This window comes from Bradyrhizobium sp. NBAIM01 (assembly GCF_020194115.1).
Lineage (GTDB): Bacteria > Pseudomonadota > Alphaproteobacteria > Rhizobiales > Xanthobacteraceae > Bradyrhizobium > Bradyrhizobium yuanmingense.
In genome coordinates this window covers 1195115-1209692 of record NZ_JADYVU010000001.1, presented here as the reverse complement: position 1 = coordinate 1209692, position 14578 = coordinate 1195115, and the positions used below count along the sequence as shown (strand labels likewise).

Below are 14578 nucleotides of genomic sequence, written 5' to 3'. Positions count from 1 at the left end.
GAGCCGGTGATCGGTCCGTCGGGTGCGGTCCGGGTGATGGTGGCGACCAAAGCGGTGGACTTCCGCAAGGGAATGGAGGGGCTTGCTACCCTGGTGCGCGAGAGCATGGCGGCAGATCCGTTCTCGGGAGCTGTCTATGTGTTCCGGGCCAAGCGGGTATCCGTCTGTCGGCCGCGCGAATTGTCCGCGCTGCTGGAAGGGCTCGACTTGCGGCGTGTGCATGAGGCGCGTGAGACGCCGGCGCCAGCGCAACCGGGATAGTTGTTGGCTGCGCTGCGGCGAAGTGAATCAGGAGCGTCGGACGCCTCGCCAGATGGGGGCGAATATGCTCTGAATTGGGTGTGAGCGACGCCCTGCCTCGATCCCGAGACGCTGAAAGCGATGCTGCTTGCCGAGCGGTGCGAGAGCGAACGGCTGCGTCAGATCATTAAGGAATTGCAGCGGCATCGGTTTGGCCGGCGGGCAGAGACGCTACCTGAAGATCAGATGCTGCTGGGCCTAGAAGACGTCGTGGTGGCAGCGTACAGCGAGGCGGCGCAGGACGTGAAGGCCATAACGTGCGAGCCCGTAGGCGCCGCGGCAACCGCGGCGCCTTGCCGGCGCACCTGCCACGGATCGAGGTCGTCGTCGACATCGAGGACAAGACCTGTCCCTGCTGCCAGGGCGAGTTACACCGGATCGGCGAGGATAGAAGCGAGCGGCTCGACCTGGTCCCGACTCAGTTCCGGACGCTCGTGACCCGGCGTCCCAAATACGCCTGCCGTGCGTGCGAGGATGGTGTCATACAGGCGCCGGCCCCCGGCGCGGTTGATCGAGGGCGGACTGCCGACCGAAGCAACCGTCGCCCAGGTTCTGGTATCGAAATATGCCGATCACCTGCCGCTCTACCGGCAGGCGCAGATTTACGCCCGCCAGGGCATTGAGCTCGATTGTTCGACGCTGGCGGACTGGGTGGGGCAAGCAGCCTTCCACTTGCGTCCGTTGCACGAGCGCCTCCTCGGCAAGCTCAGGCAACGGCCAAAGCTGTTCGCCGATGAGACGACAATGCCGGTGCTCGATCCCTGCCGCGGTCGCACCAAGACCGGCCAGCTCTCGGCCTATGCGGCGGACGACCGGCCATGGGGTGGCGCCGATCCGCCAGGCGTCGCCTATGTCTATGCCCCCCAATCGCAAGGCCGATCGACCGATCGCCCATCTGGCGGGCTTCAAGGGGATCCTGCAGGTCGATGGCTACGCCGGCTATGGCAAGCTCGCGGAGCGTGGCGACGTTCAGCTTGCATTCTGCTGGTCGCACATGCGGCGCAACTTCTACGAACTTGCCGCCCCCGGTCCCGCGCCCATCGCGGGCGAGGCGCTCAAGCATATCGCCGAGTTCTATGCCATCGAAAAGGACATCCGCGGCCGCAGCGCAGAGGAGCGTCGTCTCGCTCGGCACCAAAAGAGCCGGCCACTCGCCGATGCATTCCAAAGATGGCTGCGAACAAAACTCGGCTTGATCAGCCAAAAGGGCAAGCTGGCCGACGCCATCCGCTATGCGCTCTCACGCTGGGTGGGCGACGCGCTTCATTGAAGACGGCCGTATCGAGCTCGATAACAACGCCGTCGAGCGCTCGATCCGTCCGATCACGCTTATCCAGAAAAACGCATTGTTCGCAGGTTCTGACGGCGGCGCCCAACACTGGGCCGTCATAGCCTCTTTAATCGAAACCTGTAAGCTGAATCATATTGATCCGCTGGCCTACATCACCGATGTGCTCACCAGGACCGTCAACGGTCACCCGAACCGCCAACTCGAAAGTTTGTTGCCATGGGCCTGCGGAAACGGCTAGAATCCGGCCTGAGCGAAGAAAATCGACGAACCGACATTCTTGAGGCGTGCCGATGAGCGACAAGAACATCTTGTGGCAACAGGATGGGGTAGATCACGGTTGGTTTACAGCCGAACACATCGGGTCGATCAGAAACAGCACGAGTTACCGCCCGGGTGGTTGGTGGTTCTTGCCTGCTTGGCTGCCCGACACGCAAGAACACGACGTTGGTCCGTTTAAAACCAAGACTGCGGCACTAGCTGAAGCGGAACGGCTGGCAGCTCACCACAAACGAAAAACATAGAGATCAGCTAACGTCCCGAACCCGTGTGTTCGGAACAGCGCTTATCGCCGCTGGTCGGACGAGTTTAAAACCCAAGTCGTGATAGCGGCGCTGGACCTGGGCGAACGTCTCCGCGATCGCCCACCGGATTGGCATTCACCCGTCGCAGCTGTTCGCCTCGCGACGGCGGTGAACGAACCTGGGCCGACCATGGCAACACTGCTGCAGACCACGAAAATGAACAACGTCCATCTGTTCGCCTGGCTCTACCTAACGCTTCAGCGTATTGTCGACGGCTGCCCGAGCAGCGAAATGGGCGCGCTTAGGCCATGGAACCACACCGTGTGACGGCCGCAGCTTGCCCCTAACGACTATCCCGAATATTGCGCGATCATCGCTGTATCGCTGCCTCCAACGCTCCGGCAGTAGCCGACTGCTCGAGGCCGAAGCGGCAGCCTTCAAAACAAAGAGTCAGGACGTATCCGATCGGCAATTTTTCACATCGACGCTGCCGAGCTCCGACGGCTGAGGCAAGCTCGACCGCAACGCCGCCATCGATCGCCCCACTAATTTCGGCTCGTCAAGAAGAAAGGACGTCAGCCTCAGGCTCGAAACTCTGATCACGGCTGCCCTCTACAAGATCCACTCGGTTCTCACCGACAATCGGATCCAGTTCGCCTTCCCAAGCGTTTTGGGGACGGCCCGACGGTCGATACGTGACGAGTTTGTTCGATACAACGCGCCTTGGCTCCTCGTACCAGTAACGACTCGTCTATTCGCCCAATCCGCCCAGACGTCATCACCTAGTTCTTACAAAAGTTTGCCCTTAATGCTCTCGTCCTAGTTTGGGCCTGAACGAACTTCAAGCAGTTACCCAACAGGCAAATTCAATGCGCTTGAGGCGAGGCTGCCAACCTTTGAACACTTTTCGCAATGCTTTTTGCAATGGCTTCGTAGCCGTATGTCGAAGGATGACATTCGTCGTCTTTCAGGTTGTACCTAGTCCAATCGATGTCAGTGTCAATGTTGACTAGCTCGGTGCGATGCTGCTTCTGTTTTTTAATACGCTCAATCAGGTCCGCGCCGCTTCTCGTATCTGCTCCGCTTCTGGGAATGAGAGCGACTAATGTTGCAAGCTGCTTCTGCTCGGCCAAGTTGTCGAGGAGGTCAATAATAACAGTAAAGCTCTCCTGGACGGCAACCGAGTTCAAGAGCAATTGGTACTCGGGAAGCCCAAGGAGACGGTATAAGCGCGACGGAATGAACTTGTAGTAGAACGAGTTCGTGGAGATGGCGGAGACTAGGGAGGCTACATAGGGAAACTCAGCCTTTGGCTTTCTCCAATAGTCCGTGTCGAAGCCCGTGTTTGCTGCTTTCCAGGCTGTCTTGATGTCTGCCCAAGGGGGCGGCGCAACTAGTGGATGAAGCTGTCCGTGAGAAAGGTACGGTTTGAACCCGTAGGGGCTTCCAGTGTAGCTGGTGAAGAAATAGACGGGTCGATAGCCATTTAGCAGGCGCGCAAAGTCGTCATACATGATTGCTAAGATCACGATGCGTGCTTTAGGATACAAGTTGATCATTTTGTCGAGCCTCAGAAATGACTGTAGCGGGTCATAACCGTTAACGCCCAAGTTGGCCACGGAAGTATTGAGGAGGTTTTCAAGTACAGCCGGAAATGTTGATTGGTCAGACGCTTCCTCTCCAAACGTGTAGGAATCTCCAGCAATAACTATCTGAGCGTCGCCAGCAGAGGCGCTGTGACGTCTGGTGCGATCTGGGTTGAATGTGTACGTATTGAGTTCGCCTAGGCAATTCTTGTAGGTCACCGTCGTACCGCTCGGATTATCCCATCCTGTAGAAGGGTTAGCTCGAGTCTCAACAAATTTTTGTAGCGTCGACTCATCGATTCGAGCTAGGGCTGCATCCCGTTGATCGTATAGCTCTGGAATAAAAGCGACGGAGATTCGGGCCAGAAGTTCCGCTGACGTGGCAATGGTTAGCATGACTATCAAATAGAAGACTATCTTCTTCATTTTGTACCTTTACTAACAGCAGTTCGGTTGACCTTCCCCTAGCAGTCTGACGGAAACACTAATTGATCGCAAATGTCCCCTACCGAGGATGACAGGGGCCTTCCCATGCTAGTGACCTGCGACTGAATTTTCATTCTGCAGCGGCCAGAGTCTCGGGGTTTTGTACGCCAAGTGGCAAGGGTGAAGCAGCGGACCTCGGTGGAGGTGATCGGGGTTGCGCAGCCGATCGTCCGTTGCGGTGAGTTGGGCGGCATAGGCCGCAGAGGTCAGGTATTTCACCGACGAGTGAGGCCGCCGGATATTGTAGTCGGAGACCAAGTTGGCGATCTTGGCGCGGGCGTCATCCAGATCGAAGAACAGGGTGGTCTCGTTGAGCAGTTCATCGCGCATCCGGTCATTAAAACTCTCGATAGAGCGGTTCTGCACCGGCTTTCCAGCGCGATGGACTGCCAATCGACAACCGTGTCTTTGCTCCAGGCGAGCATGGCGTTGCAGGTGAACTCGGTGCCATGGTCGGACACGATCATCCTTGTCGCTCGACTATCGTCAGTCGGCGGGCGACGCGCCGTCCTGAGATCGACGTCTCCAAAACGGCCCCAGGCATTCATTCCTTAGTGACGTCGTCGACGATGCTAAGAATGCGGAAGCGCCGGCTGTTGGCGAAGTGGTCGTGGACGAACTCCAGCGACGAGCGCGCGTCGGGCCTCGCCTCATCAGGATCAGGGCACGGGTCTCCACAGGTTTGCGGCGAGCCGCCGCTTGCGGACGGAGAGCCCTTCCTCGCGGTAAATCCGGTAGATCCGATTGATCCCCGAGGGCTCTCCCTCCCGGCGCAGCAGGACGAATAGCCGGCAATAGCCGAACCGCCGCCGATCGTATGCAAGATCGCGCAAGCGGCCGCGCAGATACGCGACCGCAGCGCGCCTGGCGGCGGGACCTATCATTTTGCAGAGCAGCCCGCGAAGAGCGGGCACACCGAGCAGCTGCTCGGCCAGGAGCTTCTTCAGCTTCGCGTTCTCCTCTTCCAAGGCCCTCAGCCGCTTAGTCTCAGAGATATCCATGCCGCCGAGTTTGGGGCTTCCAATGGAGATCGTCGCTCATAGGTTTGGTGCTTGCGAGCCAGGTCAGCCGTTTTTGCATCAGCCTCGTGCTCCTTCACTACCGCTATAGTTCTTCCGTGAACCTTGCCTCTGTCCGTCGTTCTTCGGGTCCGGTTTCTAATTCGTTGGAGGAAATACGCAGTTGCAGGTCAGCTTCCGCAGCGTCGGGTTCTCATTGTCCAGCTATTTTGGCGGACGCATTTCGGCCTACAAAAGTCCACCCACTTCTTCTTCCAGTTGAAGTAGGGAGGGTTTCTACTAGTGAGGCCGACGGCGACAATCAAGTGATAGCTTTTGAACTTATTTCTCACATCGCGTTTATTCACGTCGGATGGCTTCCTCGAGATGCATGTCGAAGTCCAGCGAAAAGGATTCAAACATCACGGTGCCCGCAAAGCGCAGGGTTTCACCGCCTCACTTCGTTAATCGCAACCATAGCAACTACTATAATCCGTCACCAACGCTCTGCTCTGGTCTTCCTTCCGTATCAGCGAATTGCCGACGACAAGCAGCTCAATTTCTGTACCCATGAAACAGCGGAACGCGTCCTCTGGAGTGCAAACGATCGGTTCTCCTCGCACGTTGAACGAGGTATTCACGAGAACGGGGCACCCCGTTAGCTCCTTGAACTTAGATATTAATCTATGAAACCGCGGATTTGTCGAGTTTTGCACAGTCTGCACCCGCGCGGAATAGTCCACGTGTGTGACGGCTGGAATTTCCGAACGTACGACGTTCAGTCTATCGATGCCGAAGAGCTGCTGTTGCTTTTCTGTCATCGGCAACCGCTTCGTGCTATTCACGTCCGCCACAAGAAGCATATATGGACTCTCGGAATCAAGCTGAAACCACTGCGATACGTCCTCTCGAAGAACGCTCGGCGCAAATGGCCGAAAAGACTCGCGATATTTCACCTTGAGGTTTAGCTGCTTCTGGACAGTCGGTGAGCGGGGATCAGCAATGATTGAGCGTGCCCCGAGCGCTCGCGGACCGAACTCCATCCGGCCCTGCATCCATCCAACCGCCTTACCGTCCGCGAGAGCATGAGCAACATTGTTAATCAGTGCTTCATCGGATTCAGTCGTGAATACTGCGCCGGTCTTTCCTAGACTCTCTTCGACTTCGCGCTGACTGAACTCTGGTCCCAGGTACGCACCTTTCATGCTATCGCCCGAATAGCTGCTCCTAGGCTTTTCAAGCATGAGATGGTAGGCAGCGAGTGCCGCGCCCAAGGCGCCGCCGGCGTCGCCTGCAGCGGGCTGAATCCAGATCTGGTCAAAGAGCTTTTCCCGCAAGAGCTTTCCGTTCGCCACACAATTAAGTGCGACCCCTCCTGCGAGACAGAGATTTCTCTGCCCGGTTGCGGCGCGTATTCCCTTTGCAAGCTTTAGGACGACCTCCTCGGTAATGGCTTGAATGGAGGCCGCCAAGTCCATTTCCTTTTGCGTCAACCTACTTTCAGGGCGTCTTGCCGGGCCACCAAATAGTCTCTCAAAGCGATCATTGGTCATCGTTAGCCCGGTACAGTAGTCAAAGAAGCTCATGTCCAGGTGGAATGACCCGTCCTCCTTGATGTTGATCAGGTGCTCCTTTATCAGATGCACATATTTTGGCTCGCCGTATGGCGCCAATCCCATTACCTTATACTCACCGGAGTTCACCTTGAAACCGGTGTAGTAAGTGAACGCTGAGTACAGCAACCCAAGAGAATGCGGAAAGCGAAGCTCCTTGTAGATCGATAGCTCTCTTCCCTTACCGATGGCAAGGGAGGTTGTCGTCCACTCTCCGACTCCATCCATCGTTAACACGGCGGCTTCGTGAAACGGCGATGGGAAGAACGCCGACGCCGCGTGACTAAGATGGTGTTCTGAAAAGCGGAGCCGGCTGGACCAATCAATACCGCGCCCAAGGTGTTCGTTCAGTGCGTTCGTGATTAGCATCCTCTGAAACAGCTTGTCTTTTACCCAAACTGGCACCGACGTTGCGAAGCTCTTAAATCCGTTTGGCGCGAAAGCTAGATAGGTTTCAAATATCCGCTCGAACTTGCTAAAGGGCTTGTCGTAGAAGACTATATAGTCAACGTCGGCTGGACATAGATTTCCAGCCCGGAGACAGTAACGAGCCGAATAACCTGGAAAACCTGGATCGTGCTTTTTTCGCGTAAAGCGCTCTTCCTGCGCCGCAGCTACCAGTTCACCGCCTGACACGAGGCAAGCGGCAGAGTCATGGTAGTAAGCAGAGATGCCTAGGATATTCATTGTTCAAAACAGCGGGTAAACGAACGGCGCAATGACAGAGCCTTCTGCCAAGATTAGCAGAGCAGCAATAAGAACCATGAGAACAATTGGAGGTGCGAGCCACAGCTTTTTGCGAACTCGCATAAAAGCACAGAGTTCCTTGATGAAGAGATACATGTGCGCCTCAGAACTGGTGGGTGAAAGACTGACCTGTCGGACCAGGCGGTTTACGAGTGATCCAGTAACTTGCGACCGGTCGTCGCTTCAAATGAAGCTCATCGCGCCCGAGCAAGCGAGTGACGACGGCGATCGGTACGAGAAGCCCGAAATAGATGATGCTCAGAACAAACGGACTGACTATCCGCCCTAGCAACTCGCCGAAGTGGAACCAGAGCACGTTGAGCGGCGCGAGAATTCGCGGTGCAGTCAATGCTATGCCGCCGAATGCGATTCCGATTGAAAAGAGGGAACCGGAAGCGGCAGCAACGCCTCCCTTTATGGCCGCGTATGTGCCGAACGCGATAAATACGGCGCAGAATGTGAGGCCGAAGCGCCGATTGGACGGCAGTTTGGTCAGAACACTCATGCTTGTCGCCTCCTATGTATCGTCGCTGGAGAATTGCTTTACAGAATATAATTCGAGACCCTGGCGGTCTTGCACCGCTGTTTGCATAGTTTGTTCGACCATTTGAGCGGTGAAACTCATGCTTCCACAGAGCTCCCTCTTGTCATTCAGGGCTCGGCCAAGGGCTTAGCAATTGTTGGGCCAGTACCGCGTTAGGGCAAAAGTGCGGCACCTTTCAATTAGATAGTGCGCGCCTGGCGCACCTAGTGAGCGCGCAGGCTACCAGAATGTTGCAGTAGCCCGACATAGCCGCAGACGGCTGTTACAAACCCGACATCACCGCAATCAACAACGCCTGCATTTGGTTTGTATTGACGACGATCACCAGCGCGCATTCATTCAGAAAAGTACCAGCTTCGAGATTGCGCAGGATAGACGCGCTCGGATCGCTTTGTTGAATTTGGCTCGAGCAACAATGAACAAAAGGGCCCACTTGCGGCACTGCGCTGACGGTTGTTTCGACCTTGAACTCTATTGCCTGAGACTGGTCTAGCAGGCCATTGAAGAAATCAGCCGCATTCGGGCGCTGAACGTCGCCTTCGAATGTGGAAGTGGCCTACGAGCCTGCCCGCTGCCCAGATCATGACCTATCCGCGACCGCAGAGCGCATCATTTCGTCGTGCCCTTTCCATGAGAACTCTGTCCAGGTCAACGTTGCGGGGGCCGTAGTCCACCTCCAGCAAGCGCCGGAGCGCCCACAAAGCCGATTTCGTCACCGGACTCGCCTTCGAAGGTGAGATGCGCCTCTTCGACTAGATCGACGAAGTTGCTGTCGCAGCTGTCTTTTCGACCATGCACCAATAGCCCGTAAAGGACTCAGCTAAGCCGGCACCTTGGCCATCAGCCGATCTCCGCGAGCAGCCTGGGTAGCCGCACCAGATTGTAGGCGACCGCAGCGAAGGTAAAGGTCCATGGCAACCCTGCCTCGACGATCCGCTTTGCGGACGCGCCGGCTGACGCCATACTGTCGGGCCGTTCGCCCGCCGATCGCAGAGCTTCAGCCACCAGTGTTCTGTGCAACACGCGTCGTCATATTCATCGAGAGCATCACCTCATGGGCGAAGTGTTCGTCGTCATAGGCGTTGTCGGCGCCAGATGTGATCGCCGCCGGCCGATTAGCGCGAAACTCGATCATGTGCGGCGCGCCCATCCGTTCGGCATGGCCCGTGAGCCCGCTTCAGGCAGGCGGCGACCAGTAGGCCACGGCGGTTCTCCAACAGCACATCTTTGCCTCCTTGCCTCGGCTTTGCGGTACAGCCTGACACCCTTCCAGTACTAGATCGTCGCGTCGGAGATTCGATGCTTGCGAGCTAGGCTGGCTGTCCTTGCCCAGCTTCTTGCTCCTTCAACACAGTGGGATCTACTCTTTCCGTGAACCTTGATCGCTTCATCTATCCGTCCTTCTGCGGGCCGGACTCAAACTCAATGAAATACGTAGCGGCAGGTTACCAGCGATCGCCGATGTACGCCCTCGAAGTAATGAATGTCAGATCGCGATGAGAACTATAGCGACGATCGAGCCGATAGAAATTGCACTCATGCGGTCTCTCAATGCGAAGACAATAGGGTCGTCGTCCATAAGACGGCGGTGCGCCATCATGAGGTTCCTTGCTATCCAATACAGAAGAATTGGACAGATGAGCCATAGTGCCTTCGGATGTCGATAGAGTGTCTGCACATCCGGCGATGTAACGTAGAAAGCAAAGATCGTGACGGCGTTCAAGCCGGCCGCGGCAATTAGAGCGGCAACCACGTCAAGATCGCCGATCTTATAGTCTCGATTTGACCGGTCGGGGAGGCCGCGGTCGAGCCTAGTGGCGAGCTCAACGTAGCGTTTAATTAGCGCGAGTGAAGTGAAAATGAAGATAGAGAAGGTGAGAAGCCACTGTGAAATTTGAATTTCAACCGCCACGCCACCTGCGACGATGCGTGTAGCGTACAGCATAGCCAGCACGATGACGTCCATAAGCATCTGGCGCTTAAAATAAATAGAATAGGCGCTCGTTAGCATAAAATAGCCAAGCAATACTTCGACAAACTCCAGTGAGATTGTAGTTGCTAGCATCAGAGAAATGAAAAAGAGTGCCGGAATCATAAGCAATCCGGCATGAAGTTGAAGCAGGCCACTTGCAAAGGGGCGACCACGCTTGTTAACGTGCGCGCGATCAGATCTTAAATCTAGCAGATCGTTCAAGATGTAGACAGCCGACGCGCAAGCACAAAAAGCAAGAAACGCTATTACGTCTGTGATCATGTTAGCCAACGCAATCTGATGCGAGGTCAGCGCTGGCACAAAAATAAGGAGATTCTTGACATATTGGTGGGCCCGAAGGGCCCTGAACCACGCCCCGGTGTCGGCCTTACGGCCTTCTAATGCGACGTAAGTACCCTTGAGTGCGACGAGCCGATTTCTTACCGAATTGGAAAGGCCAACGCCGTACGCTTTGTTCGCAAGCTCCCACACCGGCAAATCTGACGCGTCGTTGCCAATATAGTCAAATCCGTACTTACCGAAGGCCGCCATGAGTATCTCAGCCTTCAAACGTCCCGACAAATTCACTTTTGTGTCTGAAGCAAACCAACCATCGAAGACGCCCAAATGATCTGCGATGCCCTTGGCGTGCCTCGCGTTTGCTGCAGTAGCAATGTAAACTTTTCTTCCGCGCGCCTTGGCGGCCTGGATGAACTCCAAAACGCAAGCGTTGTACGGGAGAGTCGCATAATCCAGCTCGGAGGACCGGGCAAGTTGATCTTTCACCGCTGCTTTTCCATTGGCCGCGGCCCAGATCACTGCGAAATCCCCCCGCAATCCAAGAGCAGGCAAGGCGTTCAAGGCAGACTCATACAGCATATCGGTTAGCAGTAAAGATCCGTCCAGGTCCACTACCAGCGGCTTATCGCAGGGAGTTTCTGGGTGGGCGGGCTTACTATCTGCGGCGGCACGACAGGTTCCTTCGAGAACTTTCGGTAAGGCCTCATCCAGTTGGGTCGGGTGACCGATATAGGCGATGTGCCCGCCGCGATCGACCACGAACGAGATCGGCACCGTAAGAGAAGAGCTGTCACTCGTCCAAAGCTTGTTTGTTTCCCCCGTGGCGTCAAGTGCAACGCGATAGTTCAGATTTGGAAACATGTTTGTAAGCCATGCATTCAATTTGCCCCCGTCCTCTTCTGGCGTTGAACCCCGTTCACAAGTAGCGACGCCGATGACCTCAAGTCCCTCTTCTTTATGTTTCTCTTGCAACTCCATCAGATGTGGTATCGCCTCCAGACACGATTCGCTTTCAGCTGCCCAAAATGCGACGACGTACACTTTCCCCGACTGGAAATTGGTAGGCGGACCATGCACCCAACTTTCCAGTTCAATCGTAGGAGCTAGAGACTTGAGGCGCAGCACCATGTTGCTCTCCAAAACTATCGCCAAGCGTTACGCGCCTTTATGCGGAGGTTGCTTTCCCTCAGAGCAAGGAGACCTCCGAGAAAACAGGGAAACACTTTCTCGCCAATCTTGACGCTTGGGTGCACCCGACCTCCCTCAATGTTGCTCCATTCTCAATAGCAACGGCCGTGCCAGTTGCGGCGCATATCGCGCCCGTTACTTTTTACCTAAACGGCGCCACAACATCGCGGTGTTTTGAACGCGACGGGGCGGTTGTGCGGCTGTCAGAGACTGGGCACGAATTGCGCGCTTCACGCCATCACATCTTGCATCGTCAGCTATCGAACGTGGGGCGGGGCGCTGGCCCCGAGCGCTCGGGTCGCGGGAGGCCTTGGTCCGCCTTCCACTCCGACACAACACATGCCGATGTATTGCAGTTCGCTGTTCGGCAGTGGTTCACAGCAATACTAGTGCCTGCAGCCTCCCATACGAGGGGCGCAGTTTTGGTTTAAGCTAGGGCGTACGCTTTTGGATTGGTAGAAGCAGCAAAGTGAGGCAACGAGCCGACTGGCTGCAGCTTCACAACATCCTGCGTCAGTAACGCTCGACGCGCCCAGACTAAGGTCGAACTCCGGCAACCGTACCATTCGCCCCAAACCGGCGGGTTGTACGTCGGCGTCGGCTGAGCGAGCGAGATCATCACCGATCGCTGCACTTTCTGACCACCTGACTGCGGTCAGCCGGTCTCACATCGCGTACTCTAGTGCGCTGCTCTCGCGATTGTGCAACACCCTGATGGGCCGAGGATTGATGCAACTCCAAATAATGAGGCCTGACCTTGCCAAATCATGATCGACGTCCTTTGAGGGGCAGCCGTGCTGTCTCCGCAGCATGCTCCAGGAACAACTCCTCAAGCTCGTGATTGTCGCCAGGGCGCCGGAGGCTCTAGCCATCCGGCCGCGGCGATGGCGCCGTTCGGCGGGCCATTCCCGAACAGATGTGCTGGGGCCGGTTGTCGATCCTCCCTACCCACTCGATAAAGCTGCTGAAACGTGATGATGTAACCAGCCCGCCCGTGATCAAGCCGGAAACTCTACCCAGGCGCGATTAAAAATTCGGTGTTGCCACAAGAGCAAAACCCCTGAGACCAGCTACTGGATGAAAGGTCAGTGGCAAGCCAGAATGATTGTTCGAATGTAAAGCTAGAGCGAATGTTGCGATTCCCTCCAGAACTGGTAGGGAGACGGCTTTCGCGTATGTGGTATTGTTTCCCCATCGAACTCGACTGGCGCTTCGAGGTCGCAATATATAACGAACCGCGAACCGGGAACGCGTGGTTAGAGACGATTAGACATGAGAGGTCTCCAGATGTACGTGACGGGCGCCAACAATCTAGCACATCGCGAGATCGGCAGTGCAAATGGCACGTCCGATAGACCGTACACGCCTTCCAGAGACGCTCACAAATTCTGAAAGTGGTGCCCCGATTTCTGAGGTGAGGAAGAATGAGGCAGTGCAAGCGGGCGGGGTTCGTGCCGGGTATTTGCGAACGAAGCTTGCCCGAATGATCCTGTTGAATTCGCTGACGAGCTTTGTGCTTGCTACCCAACAGACTAACTTCAAAACCCGCCGATGAGACCATGATGAGCTTCGACGCAAGCGGACGGTTTTTCAAGCAGATTGTAGCAAGTGCGCCCCTTTCGGTGCTTCGCCCGGGCGAAGATCCCCGCGCTAATGAACTTCGTGGATGGTGGTCCTGTGGATCCCGGAAAGCCACATTGCTCGAAGTGTGCTTGATCCGCTGCATAACCGCAGGGGGCATCAGAAGCCCGGCGCGGGGTCTCTTCGGCGTTCAATCAAGGAGTCAGCGGCTGGCATGCGCCCCTGCTCACTTCCTTGAGATTTGTGTAGGTCAGAGATGGCGGCCATAGCTCTGGTGACCGGCGGTTCGGGATATTTTGGGCAGCTGTTGAGCAAACAGCTACTTGATCAGGGAACTCACGTTCGCGTGCTTGACCTCAATGTCCCTGACTTCAAACATTCTAATCTGGAATTTCTCAAAGGCACGATACTCGATCGCAATACGGTCAAGCGGGCACTCTTGGGAGTGAACAAGGTGTTCCATATTGCTGCCCAAGTTCCTTTGGCCAAGAATGTAGACCTGTTCTGTTCCGTCAATAAGGAGGGGACCCAGATTATTGCTGATGAAGCGGCTGCGGCAGGCGTCAAGAAGCTGATATATACTTCCTCTAGTGCTGTTTATGGTAGTCCGAAATCGAATCCTGTTACCGAGAACACGAAAGCCAGTCCCGCCGAAGACTACGGACGCTCAAAACTCGCAGGAGAGATCGTTTGTAAGGCAGCAGTGCACCGCCACGGTCTCGATGTGGCGATTATACGCCCGCGCACGATTCTTGGACCTGGCCGTCTTGGTATCGTCCAAATCCTGTTTGACTGGATAGAGCGGGGCCTCGACGTTCCAGTTTTGGCTGGCGGGAACAACAGATTTCAGTTTGTTCACTCGAATGATTTGGCTTGGGCATGCATTGCGGCATCGGAAATCAAAGGGCTTGCAGAATATAATATCGGTGCCGCCGAGTTTGGCACGATGCGTGACCTTCTGCAGGTGGTAATCGAACATGCCGGAAGCAAAAGCCGGCTCAAGTCTATCCCGATGAGGCCGGCTCAGTTCGCAGCGAATTTGGCGAGCTTACTCGGCCTCTCCGCCTTGAGCCCTTGGCATACGTTGACGTTTGGTAGATCGTACTATTTCGATATTTCGAAAGCACAAAAGGAGCTTGGCTATCGGCCGAAATATTCGAATTCGCAAATGATCATCGAGAGCTATGATTGGTATCTGGCGAATAAGGCGTCTCTGCGCCAAAGCGGAGCCTCACACCATAAATCTCCGGTCAAACAGCAGATTCTGGCAGTAGTTCCCTACGCGTTGCGGATGATCCCGGGATGAACCCGCTATGTCAGTTCTTAACGAGGCCTCCGACGCCCACGGCCTGCCGATGCAGCGCTAACCGGTAAGTGTCACTCAGTTTGTTTTGTGAGTGTATTGAGCTTAGGCTATCGCTTGCGAAACGCGCTCTCGAAGGTGTCTATCG

At 55.8% G+C, this 14578-nt stretch carries 8 protein-coding genes and 3 pseudogenes; 4 read left to right on the top strand and 7 right to left on the bottom strand.

The features are described 5' to 3' along the window. The first annotated feature begins 6 nt into the window (after positions 1 to 6). From tnpB to I6F31_RS05295, 3 genes and pseudogenes are all read left to right on the top strand, one after another. A complete protein-coding gene (gene tnpB / locus I6F31_RS05305) occupies positions 7 to 261 on the top strand; it encodes a transposase (protein WP_225185142.1) in 255 nt (84 codons plus the stop codon). 120 nt (positions 262 to 381) lie between these two features. Further along, positions 382 to 1829: pseudogene (locus I6F31_RS05300) on the top strand (IS66 family transposase). A gap of 52 nt (positions 1830 to 1881) precedes the next feature. Then, positions 1882 to 2112, top strand: a complete 231-nt coding sequence (locus I6F31_RS05295; protein WP_225184942.1) for a hypothetical protein — start codon at positions 1882 to 1884, stop codon at positions 2110 to 2112. 866 nt (positions 2113 to 2978) lie between these two features. On the opposite strand, the gene I6F31_RS05290 is transcribed toward I6F31_RS05295, so the two are convergent. The 7 genes and pseudogenes from I6F31_RS05290 to I6F31_RS05260 form a co-directional block, all read right to left on the bottom strand. After that, positions 2979 to 4124: a hypothetical protein gene (locus tag I6F31_RS05290; protein ID WP_225184941.1), complete on the bottom strand. Its 1146-nt coding sequence runs from the start codon at positions 4122 to 4124 to the stop codon at positions 2979 to 2981. Between the two features lie 130 nt (positions 4125 to 4254). Beyond that, a pseudogene (locus I6F31_RS05285) lies at positions 4255 to 5346 on the bottom strand (integrase core domain-containing protein). A 300-nt stretch (positions 5347 to 5646) separates the two neighbouring features. Further along, positions 5647 to 7482 carry a carbamoyltransferase gene (locus tag I6F31_RS05280; protein ID WP_225184940.1) on the bottom strand — a complete coding sequence of 612 codons (1836 nt, stop codon included), beginning with the start codon at positions 7480 to 7482 and terminating at the stop codon, positions 5647 to 5649. Positions 7483 to 7485: 3 nt separating this feature from the next. After that, positions 7486 to 7638: a DUF5989 family protein gene (locus I6F31_RS05275; RefSeq protein ID WP_225184939.1), complete on the bottom strand. Its 153-nt coding sequence runs from the start codon at positions 7636 to 7638 to the stop codon at positions 7486 to 7488. A gap of 7 nt (positions 7639 to 7645) precedes the next feature. Then, entirely contained in the window at positions 7646 to 8047 is a 402-nt protein-coding gene (locus tag I6F31_RS05270; protein WP_225184938.1) for an SxtJ family membrane protein, read from the bottom strand. 879 nt (positions 8048 to 8926) lie between these two features. After that, positions 8927 to 9335: pseudogene (locus I6F31_RS05265) on the bottom strand (IS5/IS1182 family transposase); the annotation flags it as partial. Positions 9336 to 9572: 237 nt separating this feature from the next. Next, positions 9573 to 11486, bottom strand: coding sequence for a UbiA family prenyltransferase (locus tag I6F31_RS05260; protein ID WP_225184937.1), 1914 nt, complete (start codon positions 11484 to 11486; stop codon positions 9573 to 9575). Between the two features lie 1897 nt (positions 11487 to 13383). Here I6F31_RS05260 and I6F31_RS05255 point away from each other — a divergent pair. Further along, positions 13384 to 14433 (top strand): NAD-dependent epimerase/dehydratase family protein, encoded by a 1050-nt coding sequence (locus I6F31_RS05255; RefSeq protein ID WP_225184936.1) that lies wholly within the window; start codon positions 13384 to 13386, stop codon positions 14431 to 14433. Positions 14434 to 14578: the final 145 nt, after the last annotated feature.

Bases quoted from the DNA above. Each gene is read 5' to 3' on its own strand.
- I6F31_RS05290 (WP_225184941.1), bottom strand. From the start codon at position 4,124: ATGAAGAAGATAGTCTTCTATTTGATAGTCATGCTAACCATTGCCACG.
- I6F31_RS05260 (WP_225184937.1), bottom strand. From the start codon at position 11,486: ATGGTGCTGCGCCTCAAGTCTCTAGCTCCTACGATTGAACTGGAAAGT.
- I6F31_RS05270 (WP_225184938.1), bottom strand. From the start codon at position 8,047: ATGAGTGTTCTGACCAAACTGCCGTCCAATCGGCGCTTCGGCCTCACA.
- I6F31_RS05255 (WP_225184936.1), top strand. From the start codon at position 13,384: ATGGCGGCCATAGCTCTGGTGACCGGCGGTTCGGGATATTTTGGGCAG.
- I6F31_RS05295 (WP_225184942.1), top strand. From the start codon at position 1,882: ATGAGCGACAAGAACATCTTGTGGCAACAGGATGGGGTAGATCACGGT.
- I6F31_RS05275 (WP_225184939.1), bottom strand. From the start codon at position 7,638: ATGTATCTCTTCATCAAGGAACTCTGTGCTTTTATGCGAGTTCGCAAA.
- I6F31_RS05280 (WP_225184940.1), bottom strand. From the start codon at position 7,482: ATGAATATCCTAGGCATCTCTGCTTACTACCATGACTCTGCCGCTTGC.